Origin of the sequence: Romboutsia timonensis, assembly GCF_900106845.1 — a bacterium.
Classification (GTDB): Bacteria; Bacillota; Clostridia; order Peptostreptococcales; family Peptostreptococcaceae; genus Romboutsia; species Romboutsia timonensis.
The window spans coordinates 382,616-401,037 of the sequence record NZ_LT629850.1 but is presented as its reverse complement, the minus strand read 5'-3'; the positions used below and the strand labels follow the sequence as shown (position 1 = coordinate 401,037).

22 protein-coding genes are annotated in these 18,422 nt (G+C 27.5%); 3 read left to right on the top strand and 19 right to left on the bottom strand.

Annotated elements, in window-relative coordinates; all coding sequences use genetic code 11:
* Position 1 precedes the first annotated feature (1 nt).
* The 8 genes from spoIIIAD to BN7997_RS04490 all read right to left on the bottom strand — a co-directional run bounded on the left by spoIIIAD (position 2) and on the right by BN7997_RS04490 (position 5,703).
* Positions 2–379, bottom strand: a complete 378-nt coding sequence (gene spoIIIAD, locus BN7997_RS04525; RefSeq protein WP_242873430.1) for a stage III sporulation protein AD — start codon at positions 377–379, stop codon at positions 2–4.
* A gap of 24 nt (positions 380–403) precedes the next feature.
* A complete protein-coding gene (spoIIIAC, locus tag BN7997_RS04520) occupies positions 404–601 on the bottom strand; it encodes a stage III sporulation protein AC (RefSeq protein WP_071119674.1) in 198 nt (65 codons plus the stop codon).
* A 10-nt stretch (positions 602–611) separates the two neighbouring features.
* Positions 612–1,133 carry a stage III sporulation protein AB gene (locus BN7997_RS04515; protein WP_071119673.1) on the bottom strand — a complete coding sequence of 174 codons (522 nt, stop codon included), beginning with the start codon at positions 1,131–1,133 and terminating at the stop codon, positions 612–614.
* A complete protein-coding gene (gene spoIIIAA / locus BN7997_RS04510) occupies positions 1,123–2,091 on the bottom strand; it encodes a stage III sporulation protein AA (protein WP_071119672.1) in 969 nt (322 codons plus the stop codon). The genes BN7997_RS04515 and spoIIIAA overlap by 11 nt, the downstream gene beginning before the upstream one ends.
* A 358-nt stretch (positions 2,092–2,449) precedes the next feature.
* A complete protein-coding gene (gene plsX, locus BN7997_RS04505) occupies positions 2,450–3,457 on the bottom strand; it encodes a phosphate acyltransferase PlsX (RefSeq protein WP_071119671.1) in 1,008 nt (335 codons plus the stop codon).
* A gap of 174 nt (positions 3,458–3,631) precedes the next feature.
* Positions 3,632–3,808, bottom strand: coding sequence for a 50S ribosomal protein L32 (gene rpmF / locus BN7997_RS04500; protein WP_071119670.1), 177 nt, complete (start codon positions 3,806–3,808; stop codon positions 3,632–3,634).
* A 13-nt stretch (positions 3,809–3,821) separates the two neighbouring features.
* Entirely contained in the window at positions 3,822–4,349 is a 528-nt protein-coding gene (locus BN7997_RS04495; protein ID WP_071119669.1) for a YceD family protein, read from the bottom strand.
* Between the two features lie 157 nt (positions 4,350–4,506).
* Positions 4,507–5,703 carry an acetate/propionate family kinase gene (locus BN7997_RS04490; RefSeq protein WP_071119668.1) on the bottom strand — a complete coding sequence of 399 codons (1,197 nt, stop codon included), beginning with the start codon at positions 5,701–5,703 and terminating at the stop codon, positions 4,507–4,509.
* Between the two features lie 282 nt (positions 5,704–5,985).
* Between BN7997_RS04490 and BN7997_RS04485 the strand changes: the two genes are divergently transcribed.
* Positions 5,986–7,254 carry a nucleotidyltransferase gene (locus tag BN7997_RS04485; protein WP_071119667.1) on the top strand — a complete coding sequence of 423 codons (1,269 nt, stop codon included), beginning with the start codon at positions 5,986–5,988 and terminating at the stop codon, positions 7,252–7,254.
* 68 nt (positions 7,255–7,322) lie between these two features.
* The gene (locus BN7997_RS04480) at positions 7,323–8,537 is read left to right on the top strand and encodes a sporulation integral membrane protein YlbJ (protein WP_242873384.1); all 1,215 of its coding nucleotides are present in this window, start codon (positions 7,323–7,325) and stop codon (positions 8,535–8,537) included.
* A 13-nt stretch (positions 8,538–8,550) separates the two neighbouring features.
* On the opposite strand, the gene BN7997_RS04475 is transcribed toward BN7997_RS04480, so the two are convergent.
* The 6 genes from BN7997_RS04475 to BN7997_RS04450 all read right to left on the bottom strand — a co-directional run bounded on the left by BN7997_RS04475 (position 8,551) and on the right by BN7997_RS04450 (position 14,332).
* Positions 8,551–9,075, bottom strand: a complete 525-nt coding sequence (locus tag BN7997_RS04475) for a hypothetical protein (RefSeq protein WP_071119666.1) — start codon at positions 9,073–9,075, stop codon at positions 8,551–8,553.
* On the bottom strand, positions 9,066–9,575 hold the full coding sequence (gene coaD, locus BN7997_RS04470) for a pantetheine-phosphate adenylyltransferase (RefSeq protein WP_071119665.1): 510 nt from the start codon (positions 9,573–9,575) through the stop codon (positions 9,066–9,068). Before coaD ends, BN7997_RS04475 begins: the two co-directional genes overlap by 10 nt.
* A 1-nt stretch (position 9,576) precedes the next feature.
* A complete protein-coding gene (rsmD, locus tag BN7997_RS04465) occupies positions 9,577–10,131 on the bottom strand; it encodes a 16S rRNA (guanine(966)-N(2))-methyltransferase RsmD (RefSeq protein ID WP_071119664.1) in 555 nt (184 codons plus the stop codon).
* Positions 10,132–10,169: 38 nt separating this feature from the next.
* Positions 10,170–12,230 carry an ATP-dependent DNA helicase RecG gene (gene recG / locus BN7997_RS04460; protein WP_071119663.1) on the bottom strand — a complete coding sequence of 687 codons (2,061 nt, stop codon included), beginning with the start codon at positions 12,228–12,230 and terminating at the stop codon, positions 10,170–10,172.
* A gap of 111 nt (positions 12,231–12,341) precedes the next feature.
* Positions 12,342–13,967 (bottom strand): DAK2 domain-containing protein, encoded by a 1,626-nt coding sequence (locus tag BN7997_RS04455; protein WP_071119662.1) that lies wholly within the window; start codon positions 13,965–13,967, stop codon positions 12,342–12,344.
* A 14-nt stretch (positions 13,968–13,981) separates the two neighbouring features.
* Entirely contained in the window at positions 13,982–14,332 is a 351-nt protein-coding gene (locus BN7997_RS04450; RefSeq protein ID WP_071119661.1) for an Asp23/Gls24 family envelope stress response protein, read from the bottom strand.
* Positions 14,333–14,701: 369 nt separating this feature from the next.
* Here BN7997_RS04450 and rpmB point away from each other — a divergent pair, with 369 nt between their 5' ends.
* Positions 14,702–14,890 (top strand): 50S ribosomal protein L28, encoded by a 189-nt coding sequence (rpmB, locus tag BN7997_RS04445; protein ID WP_071119660.1) that lies wholly within the window; start codon positions 14,702–14,704, stop codon positions 14,888–14,890.
* A gap of 242 nt (positions 14,891–15,132) precedes the next feature.
* Here the strand turns inward: rpmB and BN7997_RS04440 are convergent, their stop codons facing one another.
* The 5 genes from BN7997_RS04440 to rsgA all read right to left on the bottom strand — a co-directional run bounded on the left by BN7997_RS04440 (position 15,133) and on the right by rsgA (position 18,406).
* Positions 15,133–15,285, bottom strand: a complete 153-nt coding sequence (locus BN7997_RS04440) for a 2-oxoglutarate translocator (protein ID WP_071119659.1) — start codon at positions 15,283–15,285, stop codon at positions 15,133–15,135.
* A gap of 279 nt (positions 15,286–15,564) precedes the next feature.
* Entirely contained in the window at positions 15,565–16,104 is a 540-nt protein-coding gene (locus BN7997_RS04435; RefSeq protein ID WP_071119658.1) for a flavodoxin domain-containing protein, read from the bottom strand.
* A 107-nt stretch (positions 16,105–16,211) separates the two neighbouring features.
* The gene (locus BN7997_RS04430; protein ID WP_071119657.1) at positions 16,212–16,853 is read right to left on the bottom strand and encodes a thiamine diphosphokinase; all 642 of its coding nucleotides are present in this window, start codon (positions 16,851–16,853) and stop codon (positions 16,212–16,214) included.
* Between the two features lie 4 nt (positions 16,854–16,857).
* Entirely contained in the window at positions 16,858–17,520 is a 663-nt protein-coding gene (gene rpe / locus BN7997_RS04425; protein WP_071119656.1) for a ribulose-phosphate 3-epimerase, read from the bottom strand.
* 1 nt (position 17,521) lies between these two features.
* On the bottom strand, positions 17,522–18,406 hold the full coding sequence (gene rsgA, locus BN7997_RS04420; protein ID WP_071119655.1) for a ribosome small subunit-dependent GTPase A: 885 nt from the start codon (positions 18,404–18,406) through the stop codon (positions 17,522–17,524).
* Between the last annotated feature and the right edge of the window lie 16 nt (positions 18,407–18,422).

Below are 18,422 nucleotides of genomic sequence, written 5' to 3'. Positions count from 1 at the left end.
CCTATGGGATAATATTTAACACCATTTCTACTATGGATAAAAGTATAGGGAATGACATTGTCATTACTATTATCTTCCCTCCAAACTCAAGCTTAGATGCTATATTTCCTTCCCCACAATCTTTACAAAGCTGTATTGCAAATTCCATAAGATATGCTATTCCTATTAGTTTTATTATTAATGTTATATATACACTTGGTATATTAGCTTTATTTGCTAAATCATTTATACTTTCAATTATAAAACCTAGTTTAAATATTACCGATGTTAATATAATTACTCCTGTAAGTATGCCTATAAACATAGCTATCTCTGGTCTATCTTTCTTTATTACTAAACAAAGTGCGGTTGATATAATCGCAATACCTATAATTTGCATTACTTCCAATATATCTCCCCCTTTTTAGTAAAGTTGAAACATAGTTTTTACTGTAGTAAATAAAGCGCTTATCTCAGTTAATACCATACTTAAAACTATTATTACACCTGCTAATGTAGTAAATGTTGCCCAGTCCTTTCTATCTGTTTTTTCTAAAAGCATATTAAGAATAGATATTAATATTCCTACTCCAGCAACTTTTATTATCAAAGATATATCCATACTCATCCTCCTAAATTAAAATTATTCCTATTATTAACCCTACAATAGTCGCTAATTTTCTATATACCATACCCTTTTGATTTATATCTTCTTTAGTCTCTCCAGTTATTTTTTTTAAGTTTTCAATAGATAAATCTATCATTCTTGATTGAGACTCTATGTCACTTTTTCCCAGAGTAAATATAAGTTTTTTTAATTCATCAATCTCTTTATTTTGTAAATAAGTTTCCTTCATTAATATATGAATGCTATCATTTAATACGTCATCTAAAACTTTATATGTATTATTATGTAATTCATTTTCTAACCTTTTAAAAAAATTAGAAGTACAAAATTCTTCTTTATCCCCTAACCTTTTAAAAATTTCTTCCAATGTATATAACCCAAACGACAAGTCCATCCTCATTATCTCTAATATTCTTATGAGGTCATTTACCTCTTTATGCCTTTTTGTATATGCTTTATGTATATATTCTCCTATTAAATAGCTACAGGCTATCAAAATACCAATTATAAAAATTTTAATTTGCAAAATACCATCTCTTTTCTTCTAAATCATATATTTTCTCAATTGTTCCTGGTCCTTTTTTAGCGGATAGTATTATAACTTTTTTAAATAATTCACTATCTAATAAATTACTTAACTCTTTTCTATTTCTTATATCTTCAATTGAATCTCCATGGACTGTGGTTATTAAACTTACACCACCATTTAAAGCTGTATATAAAGCTTTTATTTCATCGATGTTTCCTATTTCATCAGTAACTATAACATTAGGAGACATAGACCTTAAAAGCATCATGATACCTATATCCTTAGGACATGTTTCTATTACATCAGTTCTTATACCTACATCCATTTGAGGTATCCCTAAGTAAGATCCTGATATCTCATTACGTTCATCTATTAAAGCAACCTTCATACCTTTAAATGCAAATTCTTTATTTCCATTACTTATATTTCTTACAATATCTCTTATTAAAGTTGTTTTACCACATTGAGGAGGTGATATTATTAAAGTATTATTAATTTGATTCTTGCCTCTTATAATATGACTTAAAACTTTATCTGAGCATCCTAAAACTTCTCTTGAAATTCTTATATTTAACGATGATATATGTTTTATATTCTTAACTTGTCCATCTTCTATAATCGTTTTTCCAACTAGTCCGACTCTGTGACCTCCTCTAAGAGTTATAAAACCTTTTTTTATATCATCAATAAAAGAATGAATTGAGTATTTACACATTATTTGAAATGTTTGCTCTATATCATCTTTACTAACTATATATGGATTATTCATATTTAAATCTAACTTATTTAGTTTAGTGTTATAAAAATAGTCCTTATTATTTGAATTTACTATTAATGGCTTTAAAGATCTTAGTCTTATTTCTTCTATGTTTAAATTATCTCTTGATATACTTTTTATAATTTCTCTTAAGTTAATCGAAAGTGAGTTTATAACTTCTTCTGAAATTTTACTCATATCTTGTCCTCCTCTCTTGTTTATATAATCATTGTATTTATGATATAAGTAAAATATTACTTTTTTTATAAAATTTTACTCGATTATAAGTTTATATATATTACATGCATATATCTTTAAGAGTTTTATAAAATATTTTTTATAAATATTCCTTTTTATTATCTAATTACTTTCCTCATTGAATAAATTCAAAATAAGTATTGTATTAAAAAATAAAAAAGCGTAGACTTTGTCTACGCTCTGAGCCTAGTAATTTAGACAAATTACTAGGCTTTCTTTATATTTAAGTATTTATATTATATTCATTTAAATCTTTTACTTTATTGCACATTATTTGACTACTTAGTCTAAGTATATACTATTTATCTTCAGTTTGATTTCTTTCTAAGAATTCTTCTATTTCTTTAACTACATTTCCTTTGGCAAACTTTATACCTTGATTTATAGCATTCTTTATAGCTTTTGAATCTGAACTTCCATGAGCTTTTATTACTCCACCGTTAACTCCTAAAAGTGGCGCTCCACCATATTCAGAGTAATCCATATAACTCTTTAATTTTTTTAGATCGTCTTTTATAAGCATTGCACCTAATTTACCTTTTGTGCTACCTAATAGTGTTTCTTTTATAAGATTCATTACAGACATAGCTACACCTTCTGTTGATTTTAAAAGTATATTTCCTGTAAATCCATCACAAACTATTATATCAGTATATGCATTTATAACATCTCTTGCCTCTACATTTCCGATAAAGTTTAAATCCAAGTTCTTTAATTCTTCATAAGACTTTTTAACTAAGTCATTTCCTTTGCCTTCTTCTATACCAATATTAGCTAGAGCTATTTTAGGATTATTTATTCCTAATACTTTACTTGCATATATATTACTCATACCTGCAAATTGAACTAAGTTTATAGGTTTACAATCTGCATTAGCACCACTATCTGCAATTAGAGTCATACCTCTTTTTACATTTGGTATTGCTGGACATAAGCATGGTCTATCTATACCTTTAATTCTTCCTACTACAAATACACCACCAGCAAGTACTGCACCAGTATTTCCAGCTGATATAAATGCCTGTGCTTTACCCTCTTTAACAAGCTTAAGCCCAACTACCATAGACGAGTCTTTTTTGCTTCTAATTGCTTTTACTGGCTTATCTTCATTTTCAATAACTTCAGTAGTATGTACTATTTCTAACTTACTTTTATCAAATTCATAATTAGAAAATTCTTTTTCAAGTAAATCCTTATCTCCAGTTATTATTATATCTACATTGTATTCTTTTATAGCATTTACTACACCTTCCACATTTGACTTTGGTGCATTATCTCCACCCATACCATCTACTACAATTTTCATAGATATTCCTCCTAACTAAATTTATATACAAATAACTATTTATTTTATAAAATATATTTTAATTATCGGTAAATACTAATAGTAGTATGCTATATTATTATAAATTTATCAACATATTATTTGTATTAATGCAAAAAAAACATGTAGAATATATTCTACATGTTTTAGAAGTTATTATTCAGATACAACTTCTTTACCTTTATAATATCCACAATCTGGACATACTCTATGTGGTAATTTTGGCTCATGACATTGTGGACAACTTACGAATCCAGTTGCTACCATTTTAGAGTTAGCTGCTCTTCTCATTTTAGTTTTTGATTTAGATGTTTTACGCTTTGGTACTGCCATTTACGCCACCTCCTTAGTCATTTTTAAATATATCTTTTAATTTAGCAAAACGGGGATCTATGATCTCCTCGTCGTTCGCACTTTCATTACAAGAACAAGCTTCTATATTTAAGTTTGCTCCGCATCCTTGACAAAGTCCTTTACAATCTTCTTTACAAAGAACACTTGCAGGTATTTTGAAATCTAATGTCTGCTCTATTATATCAACAAGATCTAACTCTTGTCCATCAAATATTATTGCATCATCTTCTTCAAACTCATCTTCATCAAAGCCTTCTTTAACTAAAAAACCTTGTATAGAATATTCTATTGGTACTTCTACCTCATCTAAACATCTTGAACAATTGTCAACAAGTGTAAAGTCAACATCTACATCTAGGTATAAACCTTTATTAGTGTTAGATACTTTACCTTCTATATTTATAGGTGAGGATAATTTATAATTATTATTACAATAATTAATAGTATCAATTTTTTGAGAAAAATTCAAGTCTAATTTGTTAGTTTCTCTTCTAATTAGTTTATCTAGACTTATTTTCATCAGATTCACCTCAATACATTACCAATTTATTATACAAATTTGGCCTTTGTTTGTCAAGTATTTTTACTTGATAGATATTTTTGCCATTAACATTGTATATTTGCAAAATATAAGGTAGGTTTTACCCTACCTTATAAAATATTATATCCATTTATAATTATTTTACTAATTCTAATGTATCTCTAGCTATCATTAATTCTTCGTTAGTAGGTATTAATAATATCTTAACTTTTGAATCTTCAGTAGATATTACTCTTTCTTTACCTCTTACTTTGTTAGCTTCTTCATCTAACTTCATCCCTAAGAAGTCCATGTTAGCCATTATATCAGCTCTCATGTCTATACCATTTTCACCAACACCAGCAGTGAATACAACAGCGTCAACACCGTTCATTTCTGCAGCGTAAGATCCTATATATTTCTTAACTTTTTTAGCATATGATTCTAAAGCTACTTGAGCTAATTCATTATTTTGAGCAGCAGCATCTTCTATATCTCTGAAGTCTGAAGATATACCAGTCATTCCGTATACTCCTGACTTTTTGTTCATTAAGTCGCTTAATCCTTTAGCATCTAATCCTTCTTTTTCCATTAAGAATGGTAATATAGCTGCGTCTATATCCCCACATCTAGTTCCCATTATTAATCCTTCAAGTGGAGTGAATCCCATACTTGTATCAACTGACTTACCACCATCAATTGCAGCTACAGAAGCTCCATTTCCTAAGTGACAAGTTATTATTTTACAATCTTCTATGTTTTTACCTAACATAGCAGCAGCTCTTTGAGATACATATCTATGAGAAGTTCCATGGAATCCGTATCTTCTTACACCGTACTTAGTGTATAACTCATGAGGTAATCCATATAAGTAAGATGATTTAGGCATTGTTTGATGGAAAGCAGTATCGAATACTCCTACCATTGGTACCCCTGGAAGTATAGCTTCACAAGCTTCTATTCCCATTATGTTAGCTGGGTTGTGAAGTGGTGCTAATTCTATACACTCTTCTAAAGCAGCCTTAACTTCATCAGTTATTAATACTGATCCAGCGAACTTTTCTCCACCGTGAACAACTCTGTGTCCTACAGCTTCAACTTCTTTTATATCTTTAACTCCACCGTATTGTGGGTCAACTACAGCGTCTAATACTAACTTTATAGCATCTTGATGGTTTTTCATTGGTTGTTCAACTATAAGTTTTCCTTCAACACCATCTTTTTCTTGCTTTAGTACAGAACCTTCTATACCTATTCTTTCAACTAATCCTACACATAAAACTTCTTCATTTGACATATCTATTAACTGATATTTTAATGAAGAACTACCACAGTTTAATACTAATATTTTCATTAGTATACCTCCTTAAAATTTCAAAGATAATATGTAATAAGCCTTAGGCTTAAAATATGCTAAATATATATTGTATACATTAAACATTTTGACAATAATTAATATACCACTTTTTTTCATAAAAGTATATATAATTTAAGATATTTATATTAGCCTACATTATTTTTCTCAATTTGTTATAATATTATAATATAATTAACAAATTTATTTCTAATATAAAATAATATTTCTTGATAATTTGTTAATAACCTTTATTATATAAATACAAAAGGAGAATTTTTCATGAAGATACTTGGACTTATAGTTGAATATAATCCTTTTCACAATGGTCACTTATATCATTTACAAAAATCCATAGAAAAAACTAAAGCTACTCATACTATAGCTATTATGAGTGGTAATTTTCTGCAAAGAGGAGAACCTGCTTTATTTGATAAATATACAAGAGCTCATGCCGCAGTTAAAAATGGAGTTGATTTAGTTATTGAGCTTCCTACAATGTTTGCTTGCCAAAGTGCTGAAATATTTTCTCATGGCGCAATAACTACTCTAAATTCATTAAATTGTGTTGATGCCATTTGTTTTGGAAGCGAAGAAGGAGATGTTGATATCCTTTATACAATCTCTAAAATATTAGTAGATGAACCTGAAGAATTTAAAATTTCTCTAAAGAAATATCTAAGTGATGGAATGCTATTTCCAACAGCTAGAAGCTTAGCTTTATTTGACTATATTAATGATTTTAAACTTTTAGATATTTCAAAAGAAAAACTTTTAAATATATTAAATTCATCAAATAATATATTAGGTTTAGAATATATTAAAAGTATATTAAAGTTAAATAGTAAAATAAAACCTTACACTATAACTAGAGTTCAATCAGATTACAATAGCGAAACTATAGAAAGTAATATTTGTTCTGCAACTGCAATTAGAAAACAGCTAAAAGATTTAAATGATATTTCTTCCATATCTAAAGTTGTGCCTAATAATACATTCGATGTGCTAAAAAGCAAAATTGATGATGACTTCTACCCTATGTTCGATGATAATTACTTTGAAATTCTATCATCAATAATAATTAGAGATAAAAATATTTTAAATACATACTTTGATGTAAATGAAGGAATAGAAAATAAAATATATCAAAGTGTTTTTACATCTTTAACACTAGATGATTTAAAAGAATCTATAAAATCTAAAAGATACACTATGACAAAAATTAAAAGAACTCTAAATAACATATTACTTGGAATTACTAAGAATGATATGAACAAAATAAAAAATGTTAATAATATACCTTATATAAGAATATTAGCTTTTAATGATAAAGGCCGTGAAATAATAAAAAATATAAAAACTAATTCTGATATAAATATTATAAATAAATTTTCTAATATTTCATTTTCTAAAGATGATGAGGTATTCAAAACATTAATAGATTATGATATAAAAGCAAGTAATATATATAACCTTATCTATTATAAAAATAACAAAAACCTATTAAAAGGTCCTATGGACTTTTACATATCACCTAAATATGTAAAATAAGTATACAACCTTTTATCATATATGCCTATCCCATCTAATATAATAATCCTATATTAGATGGATGGTAGGTGATCAAAATTAATAAAAAACAAATTATCAACTTTTTCTTTCCTATTTTAATTGTTGTTACCTTAATATTTGGTATTGTAAGCTTTCCAAACGAATCTATTTTAGCAGCCAAAAAAGGTTTATCTATCTGGGTTAATGTATTAATACCTTCACTCTTACCTTTTATAATAGGAGCAAATTTAGTTGTAGACTTAAAGGTTGTAGATATAATTGGATATATAATTAATCCTATTACTAAATTTATCTTTAATGTATCAGGTAAAAGTGCTTTAGTATTTGTTATCTCTACTGTATCTGGTTACCCTGTAGGTGCAAAGCTAGCATCAGAACTTAGAAATAACAATCAAATATCTAAATTTGAAGGTCAACGATTAGTTTCATTTTGTTCTACATCAGGTCCTTTATTTATAGTTGGATCTGTAGCAACAGGAATGTTTAAAAATCCTTCATTAGGATACTTAATGCTTATTTGTCATTACTTGGGCTCTATATCTGTAGGACTGTTATTTCGAAATTATGGTAAAGAATCTCTAAGTAATAAAAAGTCTTCATTAAAAACAAATGTATTAAATACTATAAATAATAGATACAAAGATGATAGAGGATTTTTTGTTTTATTTGGAAGTGCTGTATTTAATGGTGTTAATACGTTGCTCTCTATTGGAGGATTTGTAATTGTATTTTCTGTAGTTTTTGAAATATTTTCACTTTTTAATATAATTTCTTTAATTTCATCAATACTTTATGTTCCTCTTTCATTATTTGGTGTTACCAAAGAACTTTGTCATGCATTCATAAGTGGATTATTCGAAATTACTATAGGATGCGATAGAATATCTTCTGTATTATCAACACCTGAAGTTTTAAGGGCTTCTCTTTCTAGTTTTTTAATTGGCTTTAGTGGATTATCTATACTCGCTCAATGTTGTAATTTTATAGCTAAGACCGATATAAGTACAAAAATATATATTTTTAGTAAATTTTTACACGGTTCTTTAGCCAGCATATTTACTTTTTTATTATATCCAATATTAAAATCAGATTTATTTGTATCTAATTTTAATGCAATGTATAATTTAATTTATGATAATTCAATATGGAATTTTTACTCAAGAAATTATACTATACTTCTGCCTATATTTATAATCCTTTACATATTTATGATATTATTAATATTAGAAAAAACTAGTTATAATATAAAAAAAGAAAGCTAATCTTAGCTTTCTTTTATTTTCCAGGATTTAGTTCAATTCTATTTCTTTCAACCTCTTGTAATATACTTTTTAAGTTATGCTCTACAGTAGTTAATACATCCTCTGCATATTCTATTGATCCAAGTCTTATTTCTTTCGCAAGAAGTTCAGCTCTTGAAATCATTTCATTTGCTTTTTCTTCAGCCTTAACAACTGGCTCACTAGCTTCTAAATATGCATCTAATATTTCTTGAGAATTTTTCTTTAATTCTTCTATATTATTTTCATATTCTTCCTTTATTCTTTCAGCTTCTTTTTTAGCTTGTTCAACTATTTCAAGAGCTTCTTGTTTAGAATCATTTATTATTTTATGTCTTTCTTGATTAACCCAATGTGCTTGTTTTAATTCTTCTGGTAATGATGCTTTTATATTATTTATTAATTCTAATACTTCTTCCTTATCAATACCACTCTTATGTGAAAATGGTATTGAAGAAGCATTGCTTATTATACATTCTAATTCTTCAAATCTATCCATAACTTCTAAATCTACATACATTTTTCGTTCCCCCCATTAGTTTTTCTTTCTAGTTCATCTAAAACATTTTTTGGCACTAAATTTTTAACATCTCCGCCAACTGTTAATACTTCTTTTATTAGTGATGAACTTATAAATGAATATTCTGTTTTTGTAGGTAGCATAATAGTCTCTATATTTGAATTTAGCTCTCTATTCATATGAGCCATCTGTAGTTCATACTCTATATCTGCGCCTGTTCTCACACCTCTTATTAAAGTACCTATCCCATGATCTTGACAATAATTTACTAAAAGTCCATCAAAACTAACTACTTTTATATTTTTTAGGTGCTTTGTACAAGATTTAATTAATTCTACTCTTTCATCAAAACTAAATAAACCTTTTTTATTTGGGTTATAAAGTACACCTATTTGTAATTCATCAAATAGTTTTGATGCTCTACAAATTATATCCAAATGACCATTTGTAATAGGATCAAAACTTCCTGCAAATATAGCTTTTCTTTTTTTACTTTTCATTTTATTCCTCCAGCTTATAAAATGTCAAAGTTGTATTTCCATATTTTTTATCTCTAGTTTTTTCTAGTCTGCCTATTTTATCTACAAATTTATCTTTTGTATCATGTTCAACAACTATTATCCCATCATCACATAATAAATCTGCTTCGTCTATACTTGAAAGAGCATCTATAAACATATTCTTATAGTATGGAGGATCCATAAAAATTATATCAAATTTTTTATTTTGAATCTTTAATCTGTCTATTGCATTTTTAAAGTCTAAATTTAAAATAGTACTTTCATTTTCTACACGAGCTTTCTTTATATTAGATTTTACTATATTTATACTTTCTTTACTAACATCTACAAATATAGCAGATAATGCACCTCTAGATAAGCATTCTATCCCTAGTGAACCAGTACCTGCAAATAAGTCTAATACATTACTATCTATTATATATGGATTTATTATATTAAATAAAGACTCTTTAACTCTATCTGTAGTAGGTCTTACATCTTCATTTTTGGGAGTATCTAATTTTAGCCCTCTCACTTTTCCTGATATTACTCTCAACAAACTTCACCTCTTTGTATATTTTAACATAATTTTAATTAATTTAATGAAATTTCTTTAATAGAATGTTCAAATTTTGTCATAATCTCTCTTTTCAGCATCTTATTCTCATTATTTTGTAATTTATAATCTAATCCTATAATATATCTAGCCTCTTGTTGAGCTAGCTTTAATATCTTCATATGCTTAAATATATTAGCAACTTTAAGTTCCGGAAGTCCATGTTGTCTAGTTCCAAAAAATTCCCCTGGTCCTCTTATTTCTAAATCTTTTTCTGATATTTTAAAGCCATCATTCGTTTCTTCCATTATAGACATTCTTTGTCTACAAACGTCACTCTTTGATGCATATATTAAAATACAATAAGACTTATGACTTCCTCTACCTACACGCCCTCTTAATTGGTGAAGTTGAGCAAGTCCAAATCTTTCAGCATTTTCTATTATCATTAATGTTGCATTTGGAACATTTACTCCTACTTCTATAACTGTTGTTGATACTAATATGTCTATTTCTTTATTTTTGAAACTTTTCATTATTTCATCTTTTTCACTAGCCTTCATTTTTCCATGTAAAAGACCTACTCTCAGGTCACTAAAATACTCCAACTTTAATTCTTCTACTAGTTCAGTGGCAGCTTTTGCTTCTATAGCTTCACTTTCTTCAACTAATGGACATACTATATATACTTGTCTACCCTTTTCAACCTCTCTTCTTACTAAAGAGTTGTAAGCTTTATCTCTTTTTCCTTTATCTACAGCTAGTGTTTCTATTGGCTGTCTCCCTGGAGGAAGCTCATCTATTATAGATATATCCAAATCTCCATAAAGTATAAGCGCCAATGTTCTTGGTATTGGTGTTGCAGTCATTACTAGTATATCTGGATTTATACCTTTTTCTGAAAGCTTACTTCTTTGTCTTACACCAAATCTATGCTGTTCGTCTGTTATAACTATACCTAGATTATTAAATTCTACTTTATCTTCTATTAATGCATGTGTTCCTATTAATATATCAATTTCTTTATTCTTTACTCTTTCTAAAACTTTCTCCTTTTGTTTTTTAGTAAGACTTCCAACTAATAATTCAATTTCCATACCAAATGGCTTTAACGTTTCAGATAATGATATATAATGTTGCTCTGCTAGTATCTCTGTTGGTGCCATTAATGCACCTTGATATCCATTTAAAACACAATTTGCTAGTGCCAAAAGGGCTACTACAGTTTTTCCAGAACCTACATCCCCTTGTACTAATCTATTCATAACCTTATTAGATTGCATGTCCTCTATTATTTCATTTAGGGCTCTATTTTGAGCATTAGTAAGTTTAAATGGTAGTGCCTTTAATATATTGTCTAAATTCTCATCTCTATTAAATTTTATACCCTCAACCTCGGTCGTCCCATTTTTAAACATAAATAAACCTAACTGAAGAATTAGAAATTCTTCAAATACAATTCTATATAAAGCTATTTTTAATGCTTCTTTACTAGTAGGATTATGAATATTTCTTATAGCATAATCTATACTACATAACTTATACTTTTCTATTATTCTCTGAGGTAAATATTCTTTTATTCTTAGTTCTTCATTATTTAAAACAGACTTTATAATACTTATTATTTCTTTGTTAGTTACTCCATAAGTCAATGGATATATAGGCATAACTTTACATGTACTTTTAGGAGCATTTGTAAGATGTTCTATCTCACAAGAACTTAACTCTATAGTTTTAAATTCTTTTTTAACTTTACCAAATACTAATACAGTATCTCCACATTTATATAAATTTTTTATATGTGGTTGATTAAAGAATGCAAGTTTTGCATATCCTGTTTCATCTTTTATATCTATTTTAGTAAGTGTCATTCCTTTTTTAGGATTTGTTGTATTTACCGATACTATTACAGCTTTTATAGTAGCTTTTTCATCATTTTGTAACTGCGCTATCTTTTTTAAATTATTTCTATCCTCAAATTGTCTTGGAAAATAAAATAATAAATCTTTTAATGTAAAAATTCCTAACTTATTAAGCTTATATGCTTTTTTAGGACCTATACCTTTTACATATTGTATGTCTTTCTCTAAATCAATCATTTTTATCACCTATAAATAAAGCCCTGTACAAATAATATTATTATACAGGACTTTAAAAATTAACTTTATTAATCTATCCTACGAACTAAAATATGTTCGTTACTTAGATAATTATTCAACTGATATTAAGTAATAGTAAAGAGGTTGACCACCGTAATATAATTCTATATCTAGGTCTTCAAACTTTTCTTCTAATTCATCACGAAGATTATTTGCATCTTCCTCAGTTACATCTTCACCATAGAATAATGTGATTATAGCACTATCTTCATCAACTAATTTTTCTACTAAAGATGTAGTTATTTCATCTACGCTATCTCCAGCATCCATAAGTTTACTTTCTGCTATACCTATTATGTTACCTTCTTTAACTTCAACATCATTCATAACAGTGTCTCTAACTGCAAATGTTACTTGACCTGATTTAACCATAGTTAAAGATTCCATAAGAGCTTGTTCATTTTCTTCTACACTAGCATCGGCATTAAAGTTAACTAAAGCTGTAAATCCTTGTGGAGTATTTTTAGTTGGTATTACAATTATATTCTTATCACTTAATTCTTTAGCTTGGTTTGCTGCCATTATTATATTACTGTTATTTGGGAATATGAATATATTTTTAGCATTTATACTGTCTATAGCTTTCATAAAATCTTCTGTACTTGGGTTCATAGTTTGACCACCTTCAATTATATAGTCAACTCCAAAGTCTTTAAATATTTTTGCAAGACCTTCTCCCATAGATGTTGCTATGAATCCATATTCTTTTTCTTCTACTGATTGAGCTATTTCATCAGTATCACCTACTAATGTATTTTCATGTTGAAGTTTCATATTTTCTATTTTTATTGTTACTAATTGACCGTGTTTTAAAGCATCTTGAAGTACAAGACCTGGATCATTTGTATGAACATGTACTTTTATTATACCTTCATCACCAACAACTGCTAAACTATCTCCGTACTTTAACATTATATCTCTTATTTCAGTATCACTTATAGAGTTACTTTCTAGTATAAACTCTGTACAATAACAGAATTTTATATCTTCTGTATTTATAGAAGTTCCAGCTTGTTTAACTTCAGAAACATTAGAATCATTTAAGTCTTTTGCTTTTATAGGGTTCCCCTTTAATGCTTCATACATTCCTTCATATATAAGAACTAATCCTTTACCTCCAGAGTCTACAACACCAGCCTCTTTTAAATTCTTAAGTAGTTCCGGAGTTCTTTCTAAAGATTTATTAGCTTCATCTATAACCATTTCTAAGAACTTTAATAAATCTTTTTCTTTTTTAGCTGCTTTTATAGCGTACTCTCCACTTTCTCTTACTACTGTTAATATTGTTCCTTCTATTGGCTTTATAACAGCCTTATAAGCTGTGTCAGATCCATTTTTAAAAGCCTTCGCTAAATCTTCAGTACTTATTTGCTCTTTACCTTCTATAGACTTTGAGAATCCTCTTATTATTTGAGATAATATAACTCCTGAGTTACCTCTAGCTCCCATTAAAGAACCTTTTGATAAAGACTTTCCTATCTCTGTTATACTATCATTTTCAACTTTAGCTAATTCTTTCATAGCATAAGATATAGTAAGCGACATGTTAGTACCTGTATCTCCATCTGGAACAGGGAATACATTTAGCTTATCTACTAATTCTTTATGATTTTGAAGATTGTTTGCACCTGATACAAACATATCTCTTAACATCTTACCTTCTATATATTGAATCATATTTTTCCTCCTAATTACTTAACTCTTATACCTTGCACGTTTATATCTATCTTACTTACATTTATTGATGTAATCTTCTCAACTGTATATTTTACTCTATCTATTATGTTGTTAGCAACTGTTGATATATTTGTCCCATATTGTAATATAACATATAATTCTATAGATATAGTATTATCTTCTAATTCTTCGACTACTACTCCTTTAAAAGCATTTTCACCTTTTAATAGTTCTACTATACCTTTAGACTTATATCCTAATCCTACTAGTCCGTAACTTTCCATTGCTGCTCTATACGCAACTTGTGATATAACTTGTTTATCTATTTCTATACTTCCATATTGATTAACTATTTTTGCACTCATGGTTGACCCCCTTAAGTTTATTTATTTTTTAATTTAACTTTTCTGTGTAATTAATATTATATATATTTATAGTATTATGCAAATTTGTATATCCTATAATATTATAAATATGTTATAATTTAAATCTACCCAAATTTATTATAGTTTAAATTATAAAAATTTGGATATAAAAAAAGAAAAAATTTAGTATTTCTTTTTTTAATATTTACTTTATACAGAATTATATATATAATTTTATATGATAACAACAAATTCTTCAATATGTGTAAAGCAAATATATATTTCTGTTGCACGTTTTTAATATTTATGTTAATATAAATATGTTTTTAGTCTTTAAATATAGTTATCATTTTAAGGAGGTGTACGTAAATGGCAAAGGTATGTAGCGTATGTGGTAAAGGAAAGGTTTCTGGAAACCAAGTATCACACTCAAATAGACACAGCAGAAGAACTTGGTCTGCTAACTTAAGAAGCGTTAGAGCTATAATAGATGGTACTCCTAAGAGAGTTAAGGTTTGTACTAGATGTTTACGTTCTGGAAAAATAGAAAGAGCTTAATATGTTCTTTTTAAAAGCCTACTAAATAGTAGGCTTTTCTTTTATCCTTTTTTAGAACTTTTCATGAATCTTAAAACTATATTAGAAAGCCATTTTGGCAATTTTATTGTAACCATCTTCATAAAGTACTCCCCCCTACTTTTTTAACATTTAATTTTAGATTCATTCTATTATCGATAGAATTTAACTTATATAGGATTCTTTAATGCATATATTAATATTATATTTATAAAACCTTATAACTAGTATAAAAAGAATAAAACCCCGCATCCCATAAGGGTAAATGCTATAAGAGACGTCCATATCCAGTTAGGTAATATCATAGATAGTATTATAGCTAAACCTACAGAAAAGCATAGAATCCCAAATAACCTTCTTAAGCTGCTATTTTTCATAAATACCTCCAGTATGTATTTAATCTCCTAGTTACATTCTATATTTAAATTTATGCGAAATGTTATATAATTAGACCTGTCCTATAATTTAAATAAAAATTTTCGCTTCACTCATATCAAAAACGATATATCCTTGCTTCCTATACTGCTAAATCACTTCCTTAAAGATTTATCCTTATTTTAATTCAATATATTATTCTTACTTTGGTACATATCATATCCATAATAATTCTCTTTATAGGTAAAAAAATAAGATGTAATACATACATCTTATAATCCTTAACCATTGCTAGATACATTATTTAACAATATATCTATAGACTTTTTATCTATATAGTCTATAGGCTTATCTATCACTTCTAAAATCATTTTCTCATCATTAGATATATCTGATTGTTTCTTATTTGATATACTTACTCTCAATCCAGTCATTAAAATTTTATCCTTAAGACTTAACTCTTGATAATTCATTTTCCCCCTAAAATAAAATGTTTTTATATTATTAATAACTTGCTTAGGTATATTATCTTCTAAAATAGAATTTATATAGTCCTCATCAAATTCTCTCATACCTACCATAAATACAGATAATTTTTTATCTTTTATATATTCATAGTTATTTATTATAAATTTTATCCCTTTTATTTTTCCAATATATAATGGCCCTCCATAAATTATGGTATCATAAGCCTTTAAATCTTTCCTCCTAATATCTGATACTTCATATAAATCTGCATCTAGCTTTAATGCTATCCATCCAGCATAACGTTTTGTGGCTCCATATTTAGATTTATATATAACTGCAATCTTATTTTCCATAATATACCCCCATTTATTAATTTTATAAATATACAACCTAAATTGCATACATCCTTCATTTAATTTATTCAATAGTTTATATAAAAAAAGATGGCAATAGCCACCTTTTATATATTCTTTATTATAATCAGACTTCCTTCTTTTACTTTTATACTACAATTAACATCAGTCATAACATTAGATATACCTAATGGTCTAGAAAACTCCATATCATAATCTTCTAGTGGATATTCTAAATTATTTAAAGTTACTCCCTTTGCATCATTTTTTATAGGTAATATAGATATTATATCTCCTATTTCTCCATATATAGTTATTTCTTCATCCATAGCTATATATATTTCTTCTTTATCAGAAATTATCTTAGGTGTAATACCTCTTTTTCTTATATAATAAAGAAGGTTTATATTTGCAATAGTATGATCTATTCTTCCTCCTAGAACTCCTATCAAATGTATCTCTTTCGCTTTTAATTTATCTGAAAGCTCTATACACAACTCTGTATCTGTTTCATCTTTTTTAGTAGGAAATTTCTCAAATTTAACTTTTTTACTTTTATAGTACTCAATAATATTTTCATTTACAGAATCTAGGTCCCCTATTATATAATCTGGTACTATATTCATACTATAAGCGTGATTTGCGCCTCCATCTGAACATATTATATAATCATAACTACCTGTTACTACTACGCTATTTATATAATCGTAATTTTTAATTTCACCATTTAATATAATACAAATTTTCATATATCTACTTCACCGCAAATGCATTTTTTCTAAATAAATCTACTGTAGATTTTATGTCATCACTATTGAATATTGCAGATCCAGCCACTATTACGTTTGCTCCAGCTCTTACCACTTTGTCTACATTGTCAGGTTTTATTCCACCATCTACTTGTATGTCTATATTTAAACCTTCACTATCTATAAGCATTTTTAATTCTTCTATTTTAGGTATCATACTTTCTATAAATGATTGACCTCCAAAACCAGGATTCACAGTCATAATAAGTACCATATCAACATCTCTTATTATATGTTTTATAGTTTCTATTGGAGTCGCAGGATTTAATGAAACCCCAGCCTTTATTCCATATGATTTTATGTTTTGTATAGTTCTATGTAAGTGTCTACAAGCTTCTTGATGAACTACTATTATATCACACCCTGCATCAACAAATTCTTTTATATATTGGTCTGGATTTTCTATCATAAGATGAGCATCAAATACCATATCTACATCTTTTCTTAAAGATTTAACTACGTTAGGTCCTAATGTTATATTTGGAACAAAATGTCCATCCATAACATCAATATGTAAATATTCACATCCTGCATTTTCTACTTTTTTAACATCTTCTAATAATCTTGCAAAATCTGCCGATAATATCGATGGTGCTAATTTAATCATTTTAATATCTCCTCTTCCCTGATCTTATTTCGTTTAATAATTGAATATAGCTTTCATATCTTTTTTTAGATATTTCCCCATTCTCTACTGCTTCTTTTACTGCACAACTTGGTTCATTTTCATGAATACATCTAGATCCAAATCTACAATCATCGTGCTTATCAAATTCTATAAAGTATTCTTTTAATTCACTTTCATCTATATCATCAAGTGTTAATGAACTAAATCCAGGAGTATCTGCAACCATTCCTCCACACTCTAATTTTAAAAGCTCTGCATGGCGAGTAGTGTGCTTACCTCTTTTTATTTTATCACTAACTTCTCCAGTTTTTAATTCAAAATTTTTATCTACTTCATTTAATAAGCTAGATTTTCCTACGCCAGATGGCCCAGCAAAAACAACAGTATTTTCTTTTAACTCTTCTTTTATTTTATCTATATTTAATTTAAGTTTATTGCTAACAGGTATTACCTTATATCCACTTACTTCATATATACTTTTTAATTCCTCTAAAAGTTCACCATCAGCATCTAAATCAACTTTAGTAAATACTATAACTATTTCTAAATTTTCTTTTTCTGCTAAAACTATAAATCTATCTAATAGTGATAAATTTGGTGCTGGATTTTTTATAGCAAATACTATTAAAGCCTTATCTACATTTGCTATAGGTGGTCTTACAAGTTCTGTATCTCTTTTTTCAATTTCCTCTACAACACCTTTTTTGTTTTCTTCATCAACTACACTTATACTAACTCTATCTCCAACTAAAGGCGTTATTTTATTTTTTCTAAATATCCCTCTAGCTCTACATTCATAAAGCCCTTTTTCTGTATCTACGTAGTAAAATCCCCCTATTCCTTTTATAATTTTTCCATTTATCATTAATTGCCTCCTTAAA